The 20,742-nt window shown below is 64.2% G+C and carries 20 protein-coding genes; 13 read left to right on the top strand and 7 right to left on the bottom strand.

Annotation, left to right across the window (positions count from 1 at the left end; all coding sequences use genetic code 11):
* Positions 1–6: 6 nt before the first annotated feature.
* The 3 genes from tal (at position 7) to AC1DUN_RS12360 (ending at position 3,468) form a co-directional block, all read left to right on the top strand.
* Positions 7–954, top strand: a complete 948-nt coding sequence (gene tal, locus AC1DUN_RS12350) for a transaldolase (protein WP_477714210.1) — start codon at positions 7–9, stop codon at positions 952–954.
* A gap of 3 nt (positions 955–957) precedes the next feature.
* Positions 958–2,505: a glucose-6-phosphate isomerase gene (pgi, locus tag AC1DUN_RS12355; RefSeq protein ID WP_477714211.1), complete on the top strand. Its 1,548-nt coding sequence runs from the start codon at positions 958–960 to the stop codon at positions 2,503–2,505.
* Between the two features lie 87 nt (positions 2,506–2,592).
* The gene (locus AC1DUN_RS12360; protein ID WP_477714212.1) at positions 2,593–3,468 is read left to right on the top strand and encodes a DUF3047 domain-containing protein; all 876 of its coding nucleotides are present in this window, start codon (positions 2,593–2,595) and stop codon (positions 3,466–3,468) included.
* 41 nt (positions 3,469–3,509) lie between these two features.
* On the opposite strand, the gene AC1DUN_RS12365 is transcribed toward AC1DUN_RS12360, so the two are convergent.
* Positions 3,510–4,178 carry an OmpW/AlkL family protein gene (locus AC1DUN_RS12365; protein WP_477714213.1) on the bottom strand — a complete coding sequence of 223 codons (669 nt, stop codon included), beginning with the start codon at positions 4,176–4,178 and terminating at the stop codon, positions 3,510–3,512.
* A gap of 331 nt (positions 4,179–4,509) precedes the next feature.
* Here AC1DUN_RS12365 and AC1DUN_RS12370 point away from each other — a divergent pair, with 331 nt between their 5' ends.
* Positions 4,510–4,872: a DUF805 domain-containing protein gene (locus AC1DUN_RS12370; protein ID WP_477714214.1), complete on the top strand. Its 363-nt coding sequence runs from the start codon at positions 4,510–4,512 to the stop codon at positions 4,870–4,872.
* Positions 4,873–4,939: 67 nt separating this feature from the next.
* Here the strand turns inward: AC1DUN_RS12370 and groL are convergent, their stop codons facing one another.
* Both groL and AC1DUN_RS12380 read right to left on the bottom strand, forming a co-directional pair.
* Complete coding sequence (gene groL / locus AC1DUN_RS12375; RefSeq protein WP_477661019.1) at positions 4,940–6,592, bottom strand: chaperonin GroEL; 1,653 nt, start codon at positions 6,590–6,592, stop codon at positions 4,940–4,942.
* 129 nt (positions 6,593–6,721) lie between these two features.
* Positions 6,722–7,012 (bottom strand): co-chaperone GroES, encoded by a 291-nt coding sequence (locus AC1DUN_RS12380; RefSeq protein WP_007872916.1) that lies wholly within the window; start codon positions 7,010–7,012, stop codon positions 6,722–6,724.
* A gap of 373 nt (positions 7,013–7,385) precedes the next feature.
* On the opposite strand from AC1DUN_RS12380, the gene AC1DUN_RS12385 reads away from it, so the two are divergent.
* Positions 7,386–7,595 carry a hypothetical protein gene (locus tag AC1DUN_RS12385; protein WP_477714215.1) on the top strand — a complete coding sequence of 70 codons (210 nt, stop codon included), beginning with the start codon at positions 7,386–7,388 and terminating at the stop codon, positions 7,593–7,595.
* Between the two features lie 20 nt (positions 7,596–7,615).
* Complete coding sequence (locus tag AC1DUN_RS12390; RefSeq protein WP_477714216.1) at positions 7,616–7,822, top strand: hypothetical protein; 207 nt, start codon at positions 7,616–7,618, stop codon at positions 7,820–7,822.
* Here the strand turns inward: AC1DUN_RS12390 and AC1DUN_RS12395 are convergent.
* Together AC1DUN_RS12395 and metK are read right to left on the bottom strand one after the other, a co-directional pair.
* Positions 7,807–9,201 carry a CHASE3 domain-containing protein gene (locus AC1DUN_RS12395; protein ID WP_477714217.1) on the bottom strand — a complete coding sequence of 465 codons (1,395 nt, stop codon included), beginning with the start codon at positions 9,199–9,201 and terminating at the stop codon, positions 7,807–7,809. The genes AC1DUN_RS12390 and AC1DUN_RS12395 overlap by 16 nt on opposite strands.
* A 303-nt stretch (positions 9,202–9,504) precedes the next feature.
* Entirely contained in the window at positions 9,505–10,689 is a 1,185-nt protein-coding gene (gene metK / locus AC1DUN_RS12400) for a methionine adenosyltransferase (protein ID WP_477714218.1), read from the bottom strand.
* 176 nt (positions 10,690–10,865) lie between these two features.
* Between metK and AC1DUN_RS12405 the strand changes: the two genes are divergently transcribed.
* Together AC1DUN_RS12405 and AC1DUN_RS12410 are read left to right on the top strand one after the other, a co-directional pair.
* The gene (locus AC1DUN_RS12405) at positions 10,866–11,729 is read left to right on the top strand and encodes a lysophospholipid acyltransferase family protein (RefSeq protein ID WP_007868238.1); all 864 of its coding nucleotides are present in this window, start codon (positions 10,866–10,868) and stop codon (positions 11,727–11,729) included.
* Positions 11,726–12,622, top strand: a complete 897-nt coding sequence (locus AC1DUN_RS12410; protein ID WP_477714219.1) for a lysophospholipid acyltransferase family protein — start codon at positions 11,726–11,728, stop codon at positions 12,620–12,622. The genes AC1DUN_RS12405 and AC1DUN_RS12410 overlap by 4 nt, the downstream gene beginning before the upstream one ends.
* A 21-nt stretch (positions 12,623–12,643) precedes the next feature.
* Here AC1DUN_RS12410 and AC1DUN_RS12415 read toward each other — a convergent pair whose 3' ends face one another.
* Positions 12,644–13,555 (bottom strand): alpha/beta fold hydrolase, encoded by a 912-nt coding sequence (locus AC1DUN_RS12415; protein WP_477714220.1) that lies wholly within the window; start codon positions 13,553–13,555, stop codon positions 12,644–12,646.
* Positions 13,556–13,597: 42 nt separating this feature from the next.
* Positions 13,598–14,332, bottom strand: a complete 735-nt coding sequence (gene yihA / locus AC1DUN_RS12420) for a ribosome biogenesis GTP-binding protein YihA/YsxC (RefSeq protein ID WP_477661027.1) — start codon at positions 14,330–14,332, stop codon at positions 13,598–13,600.
* Positions 14,333–14,543: 211 nt separating this feature from the next.
* Between yihA and AC1DUN_RS12425 the strand changes: the two genes are divergently transcribed.
* The 5 genes from AC1DUN_RS12425 (at position 14,544) to AC1DUN_RS12445 (ending at position 20,729) form a co-directional block, all read left to right on the top strand.
* Positions 14,544–15,218, top strand: a complete 675-nt coding sequence (locus tag AC1DUN_RS12425; protein ID WP_477714221.1) for a c-type cytochrome — start codon at positions 14,544–14,546, stop codon at positions 15,216–15,218.
* Positions 15,219–15,391: 173 nt separating this feature from the next.
* Positions 15,392–17,602, top strand: a complete 2,211-nt coding sequence (locus AC1DUN_RS12430; protein ID WP_477714222.1) for a cytochrome c biogenesis protein ResB — start codon at positions 15,392–15,394, stop codon at positions 17,600–17,602.
* Positions 17,599–18,975: a c-type cytochrome biogenesis protein CcsB gene (gene ccsB / locus AC1DUN_RS12435; protein ID WP_477714223.1), complete on the top strand. Its 1,377-nt coding sequence runs from the start codon at positions 17,599–17,601 to the stop codon at positions 18,973–18,975. The genes AC1DUN_RS12430 and ccsB overlap by 4 nt, the downstream gene beginning before the upstream one ends.
* 96 nt (positions 18,976–19,071) lie before the next feature.
* Complete coding sequence (gene msrP, locus AC1DUN_RS12440; RefSeq protein WP_477714224.1) at positions 19,072–20,070, top strand: protein-methionine-sulfoxide reductase catalytic subunit MsrP; 999 nt, start codon at positions 19,072–19,074, stop codon at positions 20,068–20,070.
* Positions 20,070–20,729, top strand: coding sequence for a protein-methionine-sulfoxide reductase heme-binding subunit MsrQ (locus AC1DUN_RS12445; protein ID WP_477714225.1), 660 nt, complete (start codon positions 20,070–20,072; stop codon positions 20,727–20,729). Before msrP ends, AC1DUN_RS12445 begins: the two co-directional genes overlap by 1 nt.
* Positions 20,730–20,742: the final 13 nt, after the last annotated feature.

Raw genomic sequence — 20,742 nt, forward strand, 5'->3', positions numbered from 1 at the left:
CCCGCCATGACCCAACTCGACGCCCTCAAACAGTTCACCACCGTGGTTGCCGACACCGGTGATTTCAAGCAGCTGGGGCAGTTCAAGCCGCAGGACGCCACCACCAACCCCTCGCTGATCCTCAAGGCGGTGCAAAAGCCCGACTACCAGCCCTTGCTCAAGGACACCGTGGCCCGCTTCAAGGGGCGCGCCCTCGACGAAACCATGGACCGCCTGCTGGTGCGCTTCGGCTGCGAAATCCTCTCCATCATTCCGGGCCGCGTTTCGACCGAAGTCGATGCGCGCCTGAGCTTTGACGCCAATGCCACCTACACGCGCGGCGAGCGCATCGTCGAGCTCTACCAGGCCGAGGGCATACACATAGACCGCGTGCTGATCAAGGTGGCAGCCACCTGGGAGGGCATACAGGCGGCCGAAAAGCTCGAACAGCGTGGCATCCACACCAACCTTACCCTGCTGTTCTCGTTCGCCCAGGCGGTGGCCTGTGGCCAGGCCAAGGTGCAGCTGATCTCGCCCTTCGTCGGACGCATCTACGACTGGTACAAAAAATCCGCCGGCGCGGCCTGGGACGAGGCCGCGATGGCCGGCGCCAACGACCCCGGCGTCAAGTCGGTGCGCGAGATCTACAACCATTACAAACACTTCGGCATCGCCACCGAGGTGATGGGCGCGAGCTTTCGCAACGTGGGCCAGATCACCGCGCTGGCCGGCTGCGACCTGCTGACCATCAGCCCCGAGCTGCTGGGCCAATTGGCGGCTTCCGACGCGCCGCTGTCGCGTGCGCTCGACGCCAAGGCGGCGGCCGCGCTGGACCTGCCCGCCGTCAACTACGACGAAGCGGGTTTTCGCTACGCGCTCAATGAAGACGCCATGGCCACCGAAAAGCTGGCCGAGGGCATACGCGCCTTCGCGGCCGACGCCGTGAAGCTCGAACAGCTGATGCTGGCGGCCTGAGGCATGGCCGTGCAGCCAAGACCCCGCTGCGACCGCACGCCGGCCTGGGCCGCGCTGCAGGACTGCTTCGACACCCAGGGAAAATCCTTTGACCTGCGCCAGGCCTTCGCGGCCGACGCGGGGCGCTTTGCGCATTTCAGCCAGGAAGCGCCGCATGTTTTTGCCGATCTCTCCAAAAACCTGATCGACACGACCAGCGAGACTCTGCTTCTGGATCTGGCCGCGCAATGCCGGCTCGAGCAGCACCGCGATGCCATGTTTGCCGGCGAGCTGATCAATGGCACCGAGCAGCGCGCCGTCAAGCATTTTTTATTGCGGAGCCCGGCCGCTGCCGGCATGGACGGCGATCTCGCGCGCGTGCATGAAACCCTGGACGCCATGCTGGCCTATGCCGAGCAACTGCGCGCCGACGCGGCCATCACCGACATCGTCAACATCGGCATAGGCGGCTCCGACCTGGGCCCGCAGATGGCGGTGCTGGCGCTGGCTGAATTCGCCATCCCCGGCAAGCGTTTTCACTTTGTCTCCAACGTCGACGGCGGCGAGCTGGCCGGCGTGCTGCAGGGGCTCAAGCCGCAAAACACGCTGTTCCTGGTGGCGTCCAAGACTTTCACCACCACCGAGACCATGACCAATGCGCATTCGGCCAGGCGCTGGTTTGAATCGCAGGGCGGCACGGATGTCGGCCGGCATTTCGCGGCCCTCACGACCAATGTTGCGGCGGCCCGTGCTTTCGGCATCAAGACGACTTTCGGCTTCTGGGACTGGGTGGGTGGGCGCTATTCGCTCTGGTCGGCCATAGGTTTGCCGATCGCCATCGCCATAGGCGCGGCCGGCTTTCGTGAGCTGCTGGCCGGCGCGCATGCCATGGACGAGCATTTCCGCACGGCGCCGCTGGCGCGCAACCTGCCGGTGCGGCTGGGTTTGCTCGACGTCTGGTACCGCAATTTTTACGGCTTCAGCAGCCGCAGCATCGCGCCTTACAGCAGCGCTTTGCGGCGCTTGCCGGCCTATTTGCAGCAGCTTGAAATGGAAAGCAACGGCAAGCGCGTCGACGCCGAGGGCCAGGCCTTGCCTTTTGCCACCTCACCCGTGCTGTGGGGCGAGCCCGGCACCAACGGCCAGCACGCCTATTTCCAGATGCTGCACCAGGGCAGCTCGGTGGTGCCGGTGGAGTTTGTCGCCGTCAAGCAGGCCGGCCATAGCCTGCCTGGGCATCACGCCACCTTGCTGGCCAATGTGCTGGCCCAGGCGCAGGCGTTGATGCAGGGAAAGGACGATGTGGGTGGCCACAAACATTTTCCCGGCAACCGGCCCAGCACCTTCTTGCTGCTGGAGCGGCTCACGCCCGCCAGTCTGGGCGCGCTGGTCGCGCTGCAGGAGCACCGCGTGTTTGTCAGCGGTGCGATCTGGGGCATCAACAGCTTCGACCAGTGGGGCGTCGAGCTCGGCAAGGTGCTGGCCAGGGACATAGAGCCGCGCCTGCAAAGCGGTGACCTGTCCGGCCTTGACGGCTCGACGGCCGGCCTGTTACGCAAGATTTCCGGCTGATTCGCGCAAAACCGTGCTTTTTTCCCTGACGGGAGCGCGCGGTTTCGTGGTCAACTTGCCGCTTCGCTGATTTTTCGATGATTTCGCATGATGTCTTTACCCGTCACGCCTTGCCGAGTTTTTTCCCGTTTTTCGATGTTCGCCGCGGCGGTGCTCACGGCAGCGCTGGCCGCCGGCTGCGCAACGCGCGCCCCCGATGCTGAGGACGCCGACGCCGACGAGCCCGTCAGCCAGGGCGGCACCGTGGGTGTGGCCGAAGGGGTGACCGGCACGGCCTGGGCGGCGATGTCGGCACCGCCCAAAGCCGGGGAGCTCAAGCCCGACGACCTTCGGTGGGAGATATTCCGCGTGCCCGGCAAGCAGCCGGCCAGCTACAGCTATGTGCGCCATGAAGGCCGCGATGCGGTACTCGCGAAGGTCGAGGCTTCCGGCAGCATCCTGCGCCACCGCCACCGCATCGAGCCGGACCAGCTCGGCCTTGTGCGCTTTTCATGGAACGTGCCAAACGCGGTCGCGGGCGCGGGTGCCAATGCCGCGTTGCCGCAGCTCGAGGATGTGCCGGTTCGGGTGGTGCTCGCCTTTGAAGGCGACCGCTCGCGGCTGTCGATGAAAAACGCCATGCTGTCGGAGCTGAGCCGCCTGCTGACCGGCGAGGAGATGCCGTTCGCGACCCTGGTCTATTCGTGGTCGCGGGTCAAGCAGCCCGGCGAGGTCGTCGTCAATGATCGCACCGACCGCATCCGCAAGATCGTGGTCGATTCGGGCGACCACGGTTACAACGAATGGCGCAGCTACGAGCGCGACATCCGCGCCGACTACCGCAAGGCTTTTGGCGAAGACCCGGGCGCCTTGCTGAGCTTCGCGGTCTTTACCGAAGGTGAAAGGGACGAAGGCCAGCTGCAGGCCTTCTACGGGCCGCTCAAGCTCATACCCGCTTCGGCTTCGGCCGTCGCGAGCAAGTAGCGCCGCGTCAGTGCCCGCTCAACGCGGGGCGGTGGCCCTGCTCAAAACTTGTAGCCCAGTTGCAGGGTGAAGCAGTTGGGATCGAGCACCACGTCAATCGTCTGTCCCGTGCTCAGCGTGCCGCGGGTTTTCAGCAGTGTCTTGGTATAGCTGCCCTCCACAAACCATTTGTCATTGAGGTTGTAGACGCCTCCGACCTGGAAGGAGGGGGCCAGCTTGGATTTGAATGACACCCCGGTGGGCGGGCCGCCGGGGTTGGTCAGCGCGGTCAGCAGGGCGCTGCCCTGCTCCTTGTAAAACCGTACATACGACAGGCCGGCGCCCAGGTAGGGCCGGAACCGGGCTTCGGCCTCGAAAAAGCGGTACTGGCCTATCAGCGTGACCGGAAGCGCCCGGGTGTCGGCCACCTTGCCGAAACCCGCGAGCGTGCCGTCGCCGGTGACGTCATGCCGGAAACCCAGGCCCAGCGGCAGGTGCAGGTTGAGGTGCTCGGTGGCCATGTAGTTGATCGCGCCCGTCACCCGGGTATCGTTGCTGACGCCCACACGCACGTTGGGTATGTTGCCCGTCAGTGTGCCGCTGTCCACGGAGGGCTTGATGCGCGTGACGCCGGCCGACAAAGACCAGGTGCCGGCCTGTTGCGCGAAAGCGGGGAATGTGGACGAGGCCATGATGGCCGCGGCAATCAGGTGTTGTCTGGAAAGGGGCATGGCGAGTCCGGTGATGTGGCTGGGTGACTGCTTTAAGGTGTTGGAGGTTCATCCAGGGGATCGGTGTCAATGTCATGGTAGCGGCAAGCGCCGGTGCGCGCTGGCTTGCATGGGGGTTTTGTCCAGGCGATGAAGCGCAGACGCAACGGCTTTTGTCGATTGAAAACGTTCTTCGTACAAGGTTTGTACGGATGCGCGCAATGCGCTTTTGCCCGCCCGAACCGGCCGCCGTGCCGGCCCCCCGGACGCCGCGGTAGCCCCGCGAGGCGCGCCGCATTATCATGCGGCAGGGAATTCACCCTGTTAACACCTTGCGAGGAGGACTACTGTCATGAATTTTGGCCAAGCCATCTCTACCTGCTTTTCCAAGTACGTCACGTTCACCGGCCGGGCATCGCGTCCGGAATTCTGGTGGTTCTTCCTGTTTCAGATCATCGTCCTGATCGTCACCGGCATGATCAGCAACATCCTGTACGGCATCGCCGCCCTGGCCATGCTGCTGCCGGGAATCGCGGTGGGTGTGCGCCGCCTGCATGACATCGGCAAGACCGGCTGGCTGCTGCTGATCGGCCTGATCCCGTTGGTCAACCTGTTGCTGTTGTACTGGTGCGTTCAGCCTTCGGAAGGTCCCAACCAGTATGACGAAGGCGCCGCGCCGGCTGTGCCTGCCGCCGGCTCGACGGGCGAGCAATAAAAAGCACGCATAAAAAAAGGGCCGCGAAAGCGGCCCTTTTTGATGGAGCGAGAAGCTCAGGCGGGCATTACATGCCCATGTCGCCCATGCCGCCCATACCACCCATGCCGCCTGGCATGCCGCCGCCGGCAGCTGCTTCGTCCTTTGGAGACTCGGCCACCATGGCTTCGGTCGTCAGCATCAGCGATGCCACGGAAGCGGCGTTCTGCAGTGCGGTGCGGGTGACCTTGGTGGGATCCAGGATACCCATTTCGATCATGTCGCCGTAGGTGTCGTTGGCCGCATTGAAGCCGTAGTTGCCCTTGCCGCCGAGAACCGCGTTGACCACCACGGAGGCTTCGCCGCCTGCGTTGTAGACGATTTCGCGCAGGGGGGCTTCAATGGCGCGCAGCACCAGCTTGATACCGGCGTCCTGGTCGGCGTTGTCGCCCTTGATGGCGCCAGCAGCCTGCTTGGCGCGCAGCAGCGCGACGCCGCCGCCGGCCACAATGCCTTCTTCCACGGCTGCGCGGGTGGCGTGCAGCGCGTCTTCCACGCGGGCCTTCTTTTCCTTCATTTCGACTTCGGTGGCAGCGCCGACCTTGATCACGGCAACACCGCCGGCCAGCTTGGCCACGCGCTCTTGCAGTTTTTCGCGGTCGTAGTCGCTGGTCGCTTCCTCGATCTGGACGCGCACTTGCTTGACGCGTGCTTCGATGTCGGCAGCGGCGCCGGCGCCGTCGATGATGATGGTGTTTTCCTTGCCCACTTCGATGCGCTTGGCCTGGCCGAGATCGGCCAGCGTCACTTTTTCGAGCGACATGCCGACTTCTTCAGCGATGACCTTGCCGCCGGTCAGGACGGCGATGTCTTCCAGCATGGCCTTGCGGCGGTCGCCGAAGCCGGGAGCCTTGACAGCCACGACCTTCAGAATACCGCGCAGGGTGTTCACCACCAGGGTTGCCAGGGCTTCGCCCTCGACTTCTTCGGCGATGATCAGCAGCGGACGGCCGGCCTTGGCGACTTGCTCCAGGGTGGGCAGCAGGTCGCGGATGTTGCTGATCTTCTTGTCGTAGAGCAGCACAAAGGGGTTGTCCAGCAGCGCGGACTGCTTTTCAGGGTTGTTGATGAAGTAAGGGGAGAGGTAGCCGCGATCGAACTGCATGCCTTCGACGACGTCGAGTTCGTTTTGCAGGGACTTGCCGTCTTCCACGGTGATCACGCCTTCCTTACCAACCTTGTCCATCGCGTCGGCAATGATCTTGCCGATGGATTCGTCGGAGTTGGCGGAGATCGAGCCGACCTGGGCGATTTCCTTGGAGGTGGTGGTGGGCTTGGAAGCCTTCTTGAGCTCTTCGGTCAGAGCCAGCACGGCCTTGTCGATACCGCGCTTCAAGTCCATGGGGTTCATGCCGGCGGCAACGTACTTCATGCCTTCGCGGACGATGGCTTGTGCCAGAACGGTGGCGGTGGTGGTGCCGTCGCCGGCGTTGTCGGAGGTCTTGGAAGCGACTTCCTTGACCATCTGCGCGCCCATGTTCTGCAGCTTGTCCTTCAGTTCGATTTCCTTGGCGACGGACACACCGTCCTTGGTCACCGTGGGGGCGCCGAACGAGCGCTCCAGAACCACGTTACGGCCTTTGGGGCCCAGGGTTACCTTGACGGCGTTGGCCAGGATGTTCACACCCTCGACCATGCGGGCGCGGGCTTCGCCGCCGAAAATGACGTCTTTTGCTGCCATGTTTAATTCTCCAGAATTCAGTTAATAAGGGGTTTGTGGTGAAGATTTACTTTTGTCTCCGGCCGGGCCTTTCGGCCTTTAACTTCGCTTCGCGAAGTTAGCCTCGACGAAAATAATTCGCGTTGCGAATTATTTTTCAACCACTGCAAACAGGTCTTCTTCTTTCATGACGAGCAGTTCGTCGCCGTCGACCTTGACGGTCTGGCCGCTGTATTTGCCGAACAGCACGCGGTCGCCCACTTTGACGCCCACGGGGCTCAGTTCGCCCTTGTCGTTCTTCTTGCCTGGGCCAACGGCCAGCACTTCGCCTTGATCAGGCTTTTCAGCGGCGCTGTCGGGAATGACGATGCCGGAAGCGGTTTTGGTTTCGTTTTCCACGCGTTTGACGATCACGCGGTCGTGCAAAGGACGAAGTTTCATGAGAGCTCCTTGTTTGAGAACACTGGGTTTTGGGAATCAAAAAGCACCCGCGTAAAGTGGGTGCTTGTTAACTTTGGTGGATTGACGAGGCCTTGTTAGCACTCAATACCATCGAGTGCTAATCATAGGGGCAATTCGGGGTGTTTTCAAGGCAGCGGGCTGGAAAATCCTGTTTTCAAGTGTGGAGCGGGAAGCTATGGGCGTGAGCTGGGCCCCCGTTGCCACCTCGGCGCCAAGGGATTGGGCCTGGATGCCGGGCATGCACCCGATCCGAGCTTGTCCTACACGGAATTCCTCTGCCGCTGACGACCTGCCACCCATGCCGGCCCCTAAAGTCAAATCCTCTTCATTCACGGCCGGACCCGGCATCACCATGTTTCTAGACAGTTTTCCACGCGAAGAAGCCCAGGACAGCCGTGCCATGCGCCCGGTGCGGGAGCCGGCGGCCGAGCCGGCCCGGTCGCGCCATCCCTGGCCTTTTCCTGTGTCCGGCAAGGATTTCGGCCTGCCGGCGGCATCGGCAAACCCCCACGCGGCGGGCGGGCCCGGCTGCATGGCGGCCGCCAGCAGTTTTGTCACCTGATGAATTCGGACGGACGGGCGATGAAACCCAGAACCAGCGCCACGCCGGAAAGCCGCCGGGCCGGCGGCACAAAAACGCCCGCAGGCCGGCCCGAAAAAACGCCCTCCGATGAATTCGGCCGGGAAGGCACCAACAAAACCATCCCCGAACCCAAGGCCGATGGCCAGCCCTCAGAGGAACTGGGCCATACCCCGCATATTGGGAAGACGCCTTACACGCGCGGCTGAGGCGGGCTTTCATTTGCGCCGCCCGCCACATGTGCCGCCGCGGTCCGCCGCACCACCAGCGGCAATGTGGCCGAAATGGTCGTGCCCTGGGTGGTGTTGATCTCCAGGTGGCCGCCCGAGGCCTCCACCCGGTGGCGCATGCCCTGCAGGCCGTGGCTGGATGCCTGCACGGCCTGCGGATCGAAGCCCCGGCCGTCGTCGTGCACGGTCACGATGATGTAGTCCTTGTAGCTCAGCAGGTTGATTTCCACGTTCTGCGCCTGCGCATAACGGGCAATATTGGTCAGGGCCTCCTGGGCCAGCCGGTAGACCGTCAGCTGTATGGTTTCGTCCAGTTCCGTCGGCTCGAGGTTGGTGACGATGCTCAAGCCCGAACGCTGGGCGAACTCGCGCGTCAGGATCTCCAGGGCCGGCAGCAGCCCGAGGTTGGACAGCGAGGAAGGGCGAAGGTCTTCGATGATGCGCCGCTTCAGCGCGATGCCGCTGTTGAGCGTTTCAATCAGGTGCTCGATGCGGGCCGGCAAGTCGCCGTTTTCGCCGGACAGCCTGGCTTTGATGCGCGTGATGTCGAGCTTTGCGGCCGTGAGCAGCGCGCCGAGCTCGTCGTGGAGTTCGCGCGCCAGGTGCTCTCTTTCCTGTTCCCGCACCTGCTGCAGGTGGGTGGCCAGCTCGGCCAGCCGGCTGGTGCGCTCCTTGACCTGGACGTTCAGCAGGTCGCGCTCGGCCTGCAATGCCAGTTGCTGGCGCTGCCCGGCCTGGTCCAGGGCGGCGGTCTGGCGCAAATACAGCCAGAAGGCCACAAAGGCGACGGTCGCCACCAGGGTGATGCCTATGCGCGTGAGCAGCAGCGAACGCCGGACCTCCGCGTAGCCCCTGGCGGTGTCCTGGTTGGTTTCATCAATGAGCCGGCCGGCGCTGTTGCGTATGGCGTCCATTTGCTCCTTGCCCACCTCCGTGGTCAGGACAAAACGCCAGGCCTCGTCCTTGCCTTCGTTCTTCATGCGGATGGACAGGTCCATCTCCGCCAGCTTGCGCTGCACCGTGCGTCCCAGCAGCGACAGCGTCCCGGCCAGATCCTGGCGGGCGGCGAGCAGCTCGCGCAGCTGGTCCTGCGTCTGGCCGATGTCCGCGATGGCGGCCTTGTAGGGCTCCAGGTACATGGTGTCGCCGGTCAGCAAGTAGCCGCGCTGCCCGGTCTCCGCGTCGAGCACGTCGCGCAGCAGCCGCTGGACATGGCTGCGTGTGAGGTGGGCCTGCGCCACCTCGTCCATCGCATCCATGGATTTGTCATACGACAGCTCGCTGATGCCGATCAGGGTGAGCACGGCGATCAAGGCGCAGGCGACGTTGGCGGCCATTTTGTGGAGGGTGCTTCGCATGGGAGCTTTCGTGATGGCGTTCTCGAAATGGTGCCGCCGGCCGGGCGCAACCTGCCCGAAATTCTAGAAACCGGCCCTTCGGCCAGGCATGAAAAAGCCACCCGAAGGTGGCTCTATGTTGCTGGCGTTTGGTCAGCTGCAGCGTAGGACGCCGCCTTGCCCGGCGGCCTTACAGGCCGGCTGCAGCGCGGAGTGCAGCAGCTTTATCGGTTCTTTAGCTTCGGCACGGGCCTTTGGCCCTTAACTTCGCTGCGCGAAGTGAGCCTGCGCTGAAAGCCGGACAAGCTCGCTTCGCTCGGGGCCTTACAGGCCCGCAGCTGCGCGAAGCGCAGCGGCCTTGTCCGTCTTTTCCCACGTGAATTCCGGCTCATCGCGGCCGAAGTGGCCGTAGGCTGCCGTCTTTTCGTAGATGGGGCGCAGCAGGTCCAGCATCTGGATGATGCCCTTGGGGCGCAGGTCGAAGTGTTCGTTGACCAGGGCCGAGAGCTTCTCGTCGGAAATCACGCCCGTGCCTTCGGTATAGACCGTGACGTTCATGGGCTTGGCCACGCCGATGGCGTACGCCACCTGGATCTGGCACTGGCGGGCCAGGCCGGCCGCCACGATGTTCTTGGCGACGTAGCGGGCGGCGTAGGCGGCCGAACGGTCCACCTTGCTGGGGTCCTTGCCGCTGAAGGCGCCGCCGCCGTGCGGGCAGGCGCCGCCATAGGTGTCGACGATGATCTTGCGGCCGGTCAGGCCGCAGTCGCCTTGCGGGCCGCCGATGACGAAGCGGCCGGTCGGGTTGATCAGGTAACGGGTGTCCTTGGTCAGCATGCCCTTGGGCAGCACCGGCTTGATGATTTCCTCGATGATGGCCTCGTTGAAAGAAGCCTTCATCTTGTGCGGGGTTTCGCTCTGGTCGGGGCTGTGCTGGGTGGACAGCACCACGGTGTCAATGCTGTGCGGCTTGCCGTCCACGTAGCGCATGGTCACCTGGCTTTTTGCGTCGGGACGCAGGAAAGGCAGGCGGCCGTCCTTGCGCAGCTGGGCCTGGCGTTCGACCAGGCGGTGCGCGTAGTAAATCGGCGCGGGCATCAGGTCGGGCGTTTCATCGCAGGCATAACCGAACATCAGGCCCTGGTCGCCAGCGCCTATGTTCAGGTGGTCGTCGGAGGCGTGGTCCACGCCCTGGGCGATGTCGTTGGACTGCTTGTCGTAGCAGACCATGACGGCGCAACCTTTGTAGTCGATGCCGTATTCGGTGTTGTCGTAGCCGATGCGCTTGATGGTGTCGCGCGCGACCTGGATGTAGTCAACGTGGGCGTTGGTGGTGATCTCGCCGGCCAGCACGACCAGGCCGGTGTTGGTCAGGGTTTCGGCGGCGACGCGGCTGCGCGGATCCTGCTTGAAGATCGCATCGAGAATCGCGTCGGAAATCTGGTCGGCAACCTTGTCGGGATGGCCTTCGGAGACGGATTCGGATGTGAAGAGAAAATCGTTCGCCATTGCGTACACTCCATGAAGTTTGTCGGCGCGTTGCCGGCTGGGGTGCTTCGGCGAACGCTTTAGCAGTTTGGTTTAATGTCGCCCTGCAAGTTGTTCAATAACTCGGCGACAGCCCCCATTATAAGACAGCCCTTTTTCGGCTGGATTGGCCCATCAATACCCCTTTTGCCTGATCAATGCCCTGGTTGTTCCGATTTTTTGCCCTCTGGCCGCTGGCCGCCCTGCATGCGTTGGGCGCCGGGCTGGGCTGGCTGGTCTGGGCGCTGAGCCCGCGCTACCGCGCGCAGTTCCGCGCCCATGTGGCGCAGGCCGGCCTGCCCTTTGAGCTGGCCCGCCCGGCGATCGCCGAGGCCGGGCGCTTTATCGCCGAGCTGCCCAAGCTGTGGATGCGGCCCGCCACGGAATCCTGCCTGGGCAATGTGCGCGTGGAGGGCCAGGCCCATGCCGAAAGCGCTTTCGCGCAAGGCCGAGGTGTGATTTTTTTCGGCCCGCACTGCGGCAGCTTCGAGCTGGGCCCGCAGGCGCTGGCCGAGCTGTACGGGCCCATCACCGCGATCTACCGGCCCGCGCGCAAGGCCTGGCTGGCGCGGCTGGAGCGCCTGGCGCGCGACCGCGCCAACCTCACCGTGGTTCCGGCCTCCCTGAGCGGCATACGCCTGATGCACAAAACCCTCAAGGCCAACCAGGCTGTGGCGCTGCTGACCGACCAGGTGCCGCCCGAGGGGCTGGGCGTCTGGGCGCCGTTCTTCGGCAAACCGGCTTACACCATGACCCTGGCGGCGCGGCTGGCGCTGCAAAGCGGGGCGGTGCTGCTGCCGGTGAGCTGCGAGCGCTTGCCGCATGGCAGCGGCTACTTCCTCAAGATATGGCCGGCGGTCCAGGGGGTCCAACCCGACGATGCCGGCAAGCCGCGCGCCGAGCTGCTGCAGGCCGTGACGCAGATCAACCGCGCGATTGAAGCCATCGTGCTGAGCCAGCCCGGCCAGTACCTGTGGGGCTACGCGCGCTACAAGACACCACGCAAGGAAGCACCGCTGTGAAGACTGTCCGCCAGATGGCCAGCCGGCTCGTAACCCGCGGCGGCATTCTTTTTATGCAGCTGCTGGCCCTGGTGCCGCTTTCCTGGACGCGCGGCCTGGGCGTGCTGCTCGGCTGGGTGTTGTATGCCGTGGTGGGTGCGCGCCGGCGCGTGGTGGACACCAACCTGGCCCTGTGTTTCCCGGCGCTTTCCACCGAAGAGCGGCGCCGCCTGAATGTGCAGACTTTTGTGTACTTCGCCCAGGCCTGGCTGGACCGCGCCTGGCTGTGGCATGCACCCAAAGCCTGGGTGCAGCGCCGCGTGCACCTGACAGGCGCGGTTGAAGAGCTCGCGGGTAATGCGCCCACGGTGATTTTCCTGCCGCATTTTGTGGGCCTGGACGCGGCCTGGACCGCGGTGGCGCTGCAAATGCCCAGGCCTTCCACCACGATTTACACCGACCAGTCCAACAAGCTGGTGGACCGCTGGATACTGCGCGGGCGCCGGCGCTTCGGCAACCTGCGGCTGTTCGGCCGCGCCGCCGGCGTCAAACCCATCGTCGCGGCGTTGCGCGAAGGCCAGCCCCTCTATTTGCTGCCGGACATGGATTTCGGCCCCGACGATTCGGTGTTTGTGCCGTTTTTCGGCGTGCCCACTGCCACCGTGCCATCGCTCTCGCGCTTTGCCAGGCTGGGCCGCGCGAAGGTGCTGCCGCTGCTGCCGCGCATCACCGCCGCCGGCTACGAGGTGCAGGTACTGCCGGCCTGGGACGATTTCCCCAGTGAAGACCCGGTGGCCGACACCGCGCTCATGAACGCGCGGCTGCGCGACTACATTGAAGCCATGCCGGCGCAGTACTACTGGGTGCACAAGCGCTTCAAGACCCGGCCCGAGGGCGACCCTTCGATGTATTGAGCTGGCGCAGGCCCGCGGCCGCTAGCGCAAAAAATCTCGCAGGCAGGCCGCCACCAAGGCCGGCTGTTCGTGGAGGATCCAGTGGGTCGCACCAGCGATGCGCTGCAATGTCATTTGCGGCACGTAGTCTTCGAGGCCGTCCAGCAGGGCTGCCGGCAGGGCGATGTCGTCCATGGCCCAGAGCACCAGGGTGGGAAGGTGAACTTCCAGCATCTCGCGCGGAATCGTCACGGCGGCCGCGGCCGGGTCGTTGTGCGGCGGGCCCGGCCGGGGAGGGCGCAGCGGCGAGGCGCGGTAGTAGTTGCAGGGGCCGGTCAGGCCCTGGCGCCAGATGCCGCGGTATTGTTCGCGCAGCGCATCGGTGAGCCAGGCGTGCGGGCCGTCGGCCGCGCCCATGTGGGTGAAAAACTCCCAGAGGCGGCGAAAGTCGTCCTCGGCCAGCAGCGCCTCGGCGTCGGGGCGGATCAGGAAATTCATGTAGGCGCTGGCGGCCTGCTGCGCCGGCGAATGCTGCAGCTCGCGCAAAAAAGTGCCGGGATGGGGCGAGTTGATGATGGCCAGTTTTTTCATCAAGGCCGGATGGCCGGCCGCCAGGTTCCAGGCCACGGCGCCACCCCAGTCATGGGCCACCAGGCATTCGAGCTGGCCACCCTCCAGCGCGACCAGTGCCGCGATGTCCTGCACCAGGTGCTTGGGCCGGTAGGCGGCGGCCTCGGCGGGCGCGCTGGATTGTTCAAAGCCGCGCAGGTTGGGTGCGATGCAGCGAAAGCCGCCGTTTTCAGGCCGGGCAAAGTGTTCGAGCAAGCCGTCCCAGACAAAAGCGGCTTCGGGAAAGCCGTGCAGAAACATCAGCACGGGCCGGCCTTTGGCGCCGCTGGTGCGGCAGGACAGGGTGATGCCGTGGGGCAGGGCCTGCAAACGGGTTTCAATCATGGCGCTAGGCTTTCTATCCGGGGCCGAAAGCGCCGGCCGGCCTCAATCGTTGATTTCAGGCAAGTCGTCGGGCGCATCCTTGGCGGGCCTGCCCGGTTTTTCATGGTCGGCCGGGTGCGCCCAGTCCCACAAATGCTGGGCGACTTCCTCGACGCCCTGGCGCTTCAGCGAAGAAAAGAGTTTGACGTCTCCGCCGCCGGCCTGCAGTCGCACAATGGACAGCGCCTTGGCCGCCTCGGTCTTGTTGAGCTTGTCCGATTTGGTCAGCAGCACCAGGAATTTCAATCCTTCCTCGACGCGCGGCCGGATCACGTCGAGCAGGATTTCGTCGAGTTCGGTCAGGCCCAGGCGCGGGTCGCACAGCAGCACCACGGCTTTGAGGTTGTCGCGTGTCTGCAAATAATTGCCCATCACCTGCTGCCAGCGGTATTTGGCTTCCTTGGGCACGGCCGCATAGCCGTAACCCGGCAGGTCGGCCAGCACCGCGTCCATCACGCCCTGCTTGCCCAGGCTGAACAGGTTGATGCTTTGTGTGCGCCCGGGTGTCTTGGAGGCAAAAGCCAGCCTGTGCTGCTGCGTCAGCGTGTTGATGCAGGTGGATTTGCCCGCGTTGGAGCGGCCCACAAAAGCGATTTCGGGCACGTCGACGCGCGGCAGATGCTTGAGCTCGGGCGCCGTAGTGAGGAACTTGGCCGTGTGCAGCCAGCCCATGGCGATCTTGGGATCGGGGGCGCCGGGTGCGGCGGGGGCTGGTTTGGGCGGCGGTGCGGAGGTCATGGTCGGGCGGTCCCTGAAGGTCGTTTGCATGCCGGCGGCATGCGTTGAAAGGGGCCAAAGCCCCTGTGGGCGGGGCTTGGGAGGCCGTCAACCGGCAGGGAACTCCTGGCGGCTTGCCGCGGCAAGACCCCGAATAATCGGGGGTGCCCTGAAGCCATTGTAAAATCAGAAAGTTATACGTTTTGTGCGCCAACCAATTAAAACCCCCGATATGAAGCTGTTCGTTACTTCCCTCCTGGCCGCTTTGCTGGCCGTGCCCGCCGTATCGTCCTTCGCCGCCGGCGAAGCAGCCGCACCCGCGCACGATGCCGCCCCGGCCGCCGCAGCGGCTCCGGCCAAGGTTGCCAAACCCGACCTGGTCAAGGGCGAGGCCAGCTTCGCCGCCGTGTGCGCGAGCTGCCACGGCGCCGACGGCAATTCCGGCACGCCGGCCAATCCCAAGCTGGCGCAGCAGCACCCCGAATACCTGGTCAAGCAGCTGCAGGAGTTCAAATCCGGCAAGCGCAAAAACCCCATCATGCAGGGCTTCGCCTCGGCGCTGTCCGACGACGACATGAAAAACATCGCCTACTGGGCTACCTCGAAAAAAGCCAAGACCGGCTTTGCCAAGGACAAGGAACTGGTCGCCCTCGGTGAGCGCATCTACCGCGGCGGCGTGCAGGATCGCCAGATCGCCGCCTGCGCGGGCTGCCACAGCCCGACCGGCGCCGGCATTCCCTCCCAGTACCCGCGCCTGAGCGGCCAGCACTCCGACTACACCGTGACGCAGCTGACGGCTTTCCGTGACGGCGGCCGCAAGAACAGCATCCCCATGACCCAGGTCGCCGCCAAGCTCAACGACCGCGAAATCCGCGCGCTGGCCGACTACATTGCCGGCTTGCGCTGAGCCGCTGCCCGCCAGGAGGCGGGCTTTTTTGCTGAAAATACACGCAGGCCGACTGCAGTATTGAACCCAAGCCGCTAAAACCAATCACACCAAGGCGGGTCTTTCTGATGAAGGCCCGCCTTTTTCTTTTTCCCTTGCCGGCTGCCGCCAGCCGATCCGGTTCCACTTAAAGCATGACAGTTTCCACCCAGGGTTTGAAGGTCAATTGGGGCTCCCGCAGCTTGCGGGCGTCGGTGGAACTGCTGTCGTCCATGCGGTTTTCCATTTCGCTGCTGACGGTGATCTGCATCGCGTCCATCATCGGCACGGTGCTCAAGCAGGCGGAGCCGCTGGGCAATTACGTGAACCAATTCGGCCCGTTCTGGGCGCAGGCCTTCAGCCTGCTGAGCCTGAACACCGTCTACAGCGCCTGGTGGTTTTTGCTGATTCTGGCCTTTTTGGTCATTTCCACCTCGCTGTGCATCGCGCGCAACACGCCCAAAATCCTGGCGGACCTGAGCCAGCTCAAGGAGAACGTCCGCGAGCAAAGCCTCAAGGCCTTCGGCCACCGCGCCGAAGCCGCGCTGGCCGAAGCGCCCGAAGCCGCCGCGCGCCGCATCGGCCAGACGCTGGTGCAAAGCGGCTGGAAGGTCAAGCTGCAGCAGCGCCAGACGCCCGAAGGCGGCGGCTGGATGGTGGCGGCCAAGAAGGGCGCGGCCAACAAGCTGGGCTACATCGCGGCGCACAGCGCCATCGTGCTGGTGTGCGTGGGCGGCCTGCTGGACGGCGACATGATCGTGCGCGCGCAGATGTGGCTCAATGGAAAGTCCATCTACACCGGCGGCGGCCTGATCGCCGACGTGCCGGCGAAATACCGCCTGAGCGACAGCAACCCGACCTTTCGCGCCAACCTGCTGGTGGCCGAGGGCACGCAGTCCGGCACCGCCATCCTGAACCAGCCCGGCGGCGTGCTGCTGCAGGAGCTGCCGTTTTCCATCGAGCTGAAAAAATTCATCGTCGAGTACTACTCGACCGGCATGCCCAAGCTGTTCGCCAGCGACATCATCATCCACGACAAGGAAACCGGCGAGAAGATTCCGGCGCGCGTGGAAGTCAACCACCCGGCGCGCCATCGCGGCATCGAGATTTACCAGTCCAGCTTTGACGACGGCGGCTCCAGCGTCACGCTCAAGGCCATTCCCATGGCGGCGGCCACCAAGCCGTTTGAAATCCAGGGCACGATAGGCGGCACCAGCAGCCTGAGCAACGGCCAGGGCGAGGGCGCCGAAAAACTGACGCTCGAGTACACCGCGCTGCGCGTCATCAACGTCGAAAACTTCGCCTCGGGCGGCAGCATGGCCGGCTCGGGCGCCGACGTGCGCAAGGTCGACCTGCACCAGGCCATCGATTCGCGGCTGGGCGCGGCCAACAAGACGGTCACGCAAAAAGAGCTGCGCAACGTCGGGCCCAGCGTGAGCTACAAGCTGCGCGACGCCGCCGGCCAGGCCCGCGAGTTCCACAACTACATGCTGCCGGTCAAGACCGACCCCGGCGAAAACAGCCCGGCGGTCTACCTGCTGGGCGTGCGCGAGACGCCCTCGGCCCCCTTCCAGTACCTGCGCATCCCGGTCGATGCCGAAGGCGGCATGGACACCTTCTTGCGCCTGCGCGCCGCGCTGGCCAATCCGGCCCAGCGCGAGCTGGCCGTCAAGCGCTATGCCAGCCAGGCCATAGGCCGCGACCGGCCCGAACTGGCGCAGCAGCTTGCGGCCTCGGCCTCGCGCGCGCTGGCGCTGTTCGCCGGCAGCGGCCCCGATGCGGCCAACGGCAATGGAAAGACCACGGCGGGCCTGCAGGCGATATCCGACTTCATGGAGGCCAACGTGCCCGAGGCCGAGCGCAACCGCGCCGGCGAGGTGCTGGTGCGCATCCTCAACGGCGCGCTGTTTGAGCTGGCCCAGATGACGCGCGAGCAGGCCGGGCTCAAGCCCATGCCGCAGGACGAAAAAACCCTGGGCTTTATGTCGCAGATGGTGCTGAGCCTGTCGGACGCCCATTTTTACCCCGCGCCCATGGCCTTTGAACTCAAGGATTTCACCCAGGTCCAGGCCAGCGTGTTCCAGGTGGCGCGCGCCCCAGGCAAGACCATTGTGTACCTGGGTTGCGCTTTGCTGATCCTCGGCGTGTTCGCCATGCTCTATGTGCGCGAGCGCCGCGTCTGGGTCTGGCTGGCGCCGCGCGGCAAAGACGGTGCCCAGGTCGAGGGTGGCAATGGCGTGGGTTCAGTGCCAGAATCAGCTGTAAGCAGCCAGGCCACCATGGCCTTGTCCACCAACCGCAAAACGATGGATGGCGACAAGGAGTTCGAGATGTTGAAAACGAAACTGTTGCAGGCTCCCCAATGAATACCTCCACCATCAACACCACGGCGGTGAACACCACCACGCTGAAGGCCGGCGGCGACAGCACGCTCAGCCTCAATGAGGGCTATTTCGCGCGGCGCAACGTGCTGGACTGGGTCTTTGCCGCGCTGGTCGCCGGCGGCTTTCTCTACGCCTTCGCGCGCTACGGCGCGTTCATGGACGTCTACGAAAAAGGCATCCTGCTGGCGGCCATTCCGGCGGCCGTCGCGATGGGCTGGTTCTGGCGGCCGCTGCGGGTGCTCATGGTGGTGGTGAGTGTCTTTGCCTTGCTGGGCATTGCGTCCTACCAGGGCGATCTCGCGCGGGCCGATCAGGTGTTCTGGCTCAAGTACTTCCTCTCCAGCCAGTCGGCCATCCTGTGGATGAGCGTGCTGTTTTTCATGAGCACGATTTTTTACTGGCTGGGGATGTTCGCCAAAGGCCAAAGCGGCACGCTGGAGTCGCTGGGTTCCAAAATCGCCTGGGTTGCCGTCGGCATGGCGTTGATCGGCACGCTGGTGCGCTGGTATGAGAGCTACCTGATCGGCGCCGACGTCGGCCACATTCCCGTGAGCAACCTGTATGAAGTCTTCGTGCTGTTTTGCTGGATGACGGCGGCCTTCTACCTCTACTTCGAATCGCAGTACAACACGCGCGCGCTGGGCGCGTTCGTGATGCTGGTGGTCAGTGCCGCGGTTGGTTTTCTGCTCTGGTACACCGTGGTGCGCGAAGCCCATGAAATCCAGCCGCTGGTGCCCGCCCTCAAAAGCTGGTGGATGAAGCTGCATGTGCCGGCCAACTTCATCGGCTACGGCATGTTCTCGCTGGCCGCCATGGTGTCGCTGTCTTACCTGATCAAGCAGCAAGCCGACGAAAAGCAGTGGTACCGGCTTACGCCGCTGTGGCTGCTGGGTGTGGTGCTGTGTTTTGTGCCCATCGTGTTTCGCAGCAAGTCGCCGGCCGAAGTGGGCGGCAGCTACTACTGGGTCGGCTACCTGGCGGTGTCGGGGCTGATCGCCGCCGGCATCCTGCTGGGCCGCAAGCGCATCGCGGCGCGCCTGCCCAGCTTTGAGATTCTGGACGACGTGATGTACAAGGCGATTGCCGTCGGCTTTGCCTTCTTCACCATCGCCACGGTGCTGGGCGCCCTGTGGGCCGCCGAGGCCTGGGGCGGTTACTGGAGCTGGGACCCCAAGGAAACCTGGGCGCTGATCGTCTGGCTCAACTACGCGGCCTGGCTGCACATGCGGCTCATGAAGGGCTTGCGAGGCACGGTTGCCGCCTGGTGGGCCCTGGTGGGGCTGGCGGTCACCTCGTTTGCCTTCCTGGGCGTCAACATGTTCCTATCGGGCCTGCACAGCTACGGAACCTTGTAGCCGGCGAGGAGTCCTTGTAGAAGCCCCCGGCTGAATCCGTGTAAGAACCTGACGCGTATTCAGACTAAGCCATAACGGATTTATCAAGGACGCCCCATGCTCATCAAAACCCACGCCAGCGGCTTCGACCACCCTGTTCCCAGTGAGATCACGCCGCAGGGCATTTACCACGGCCGCCGCGACCTGATCAAGCTCATGGCCACGGGCGCCGCGGGTGCGGCCATGGCCAGCTGGGCGGGGCGCCAGGCGATGGCGCAGACGGTGCAAAAACCCGGCAAGCTCGCGGCCCTGCCCGGCGGCAAGTCGGCGGTGGCCGGCGCGGTGACCCTGGAAAAAATCACCGACTACAAAGACGCCTCCAGCTACAACAATTACTACGAGTTCGGCACCGACAAGGCCGACCCGGCCAGGAATGCCCATACGCTGGTGACCAAACCCTGGTCGGTGGCCGTCGAGGGCCTGGTCAAGCAGCCCAAGACCTTCACGCTGGAAGACCTCATCAAGCTGGCTCCACAGGAAGAGCGTATTTACCGCCTGCGCTGCGTCGAGGGCTGGTCCATGGTGATTCCCTGGGTCGGCTATTCATTGTCCGAGCTGATCAAGAAGGTCGAGCCCCTGGGCAGCGCCAAATACGTCGAGTTCATCACCCTGGCCGATCCCAAGACCATGCCTTTTGTGGGCTCGCGCGTGCTCGACTGGCCTTATGTGGAAGCCCTGCGCATGGACGAAGCCATGCACCCGCTGGCGCTGCTGGCTTTCGGCATGTACGGCGAAGTGCTGCCCAACCAGAACGGCGCGCCGGTGCGCATGGTGCTGCCCTGGAAGTACGGCTTCAAGAGCGGCAAAAGCATCGTCAAGATCCGCTTCACCGACAAGGAGCCGCGCACGGCCTGGAACAAGGCCGCGGCGCAGGAGTACGGTTTTTATTCGAATGTGAATCCTGAGGTGGATCACCCGCGCTGGAGCCAGGCCACCGAACGCCGCATCGGCGAAGACGGCTTGTTCGCCAAGAAGCGCAAGACCCTGATGTTCAACGGCTACGAAGCCCAGGTGGGCCAGCTCTATGCCGGCATGGACCTCAAGAAGAATTTCTGATGGCCACCCTGTTGGCATCGCGGCAAAAATGGTTGCTGCATCCTGCCGCGAAACCCATACTCTTCGTCGCCTGCCTGTTGCCTTTTGCCTGGCTGTTCTACGGCGCCTTTACCAACCAGCTGGGTGCCAACCCGGCCGAAGCGCTGATACGCGCGACCGGCGACTGGACGCTGCGGTTTATCTGCATCGTCCTGGCGGTCACGCCGCTGCGGGTCATCAGTGGTACACCGTCGCTGGCACGGTTCAGGCGCATGCTGGGGCTGTTCGCGTACTTCTATGTGGTCGTCCACCTGCTGAGCTACAGCTGGTTCGACATGGGCTTCGACTTTGCAGACATTGCCAAGGACATCGCCAAGCGGCCTTTCATCCTGGTGGGCTTTTCGGCCTTTGTGCTGCTGACGCCGCTGGCGGCCACGTCTTTCAACGCCGCGATCAAAGCCATGGGTGCCAAGCGCTGGCAGTGGCTGCACAAGCTGGTTTACCTGATCGCCGGCCTGGGGCTGCTGCATTTTTTCTGGATGCGCGCGGGCAAGAACAATTTCGCCGAGGTGTTTGTCTACGCCGCGATCATCGCGGTACTGCTGGGCTGGCGCGTGCAGCAGTTTCTCAGGAAAAAGAAGCCGCAGCCCGCCTACGGCGTGCGCGGCAAGCTGTCCTAGCGACAGCTGCCGT

The organism is Polaromonas sp. P4_F6, from assembly GCF_056401275.1.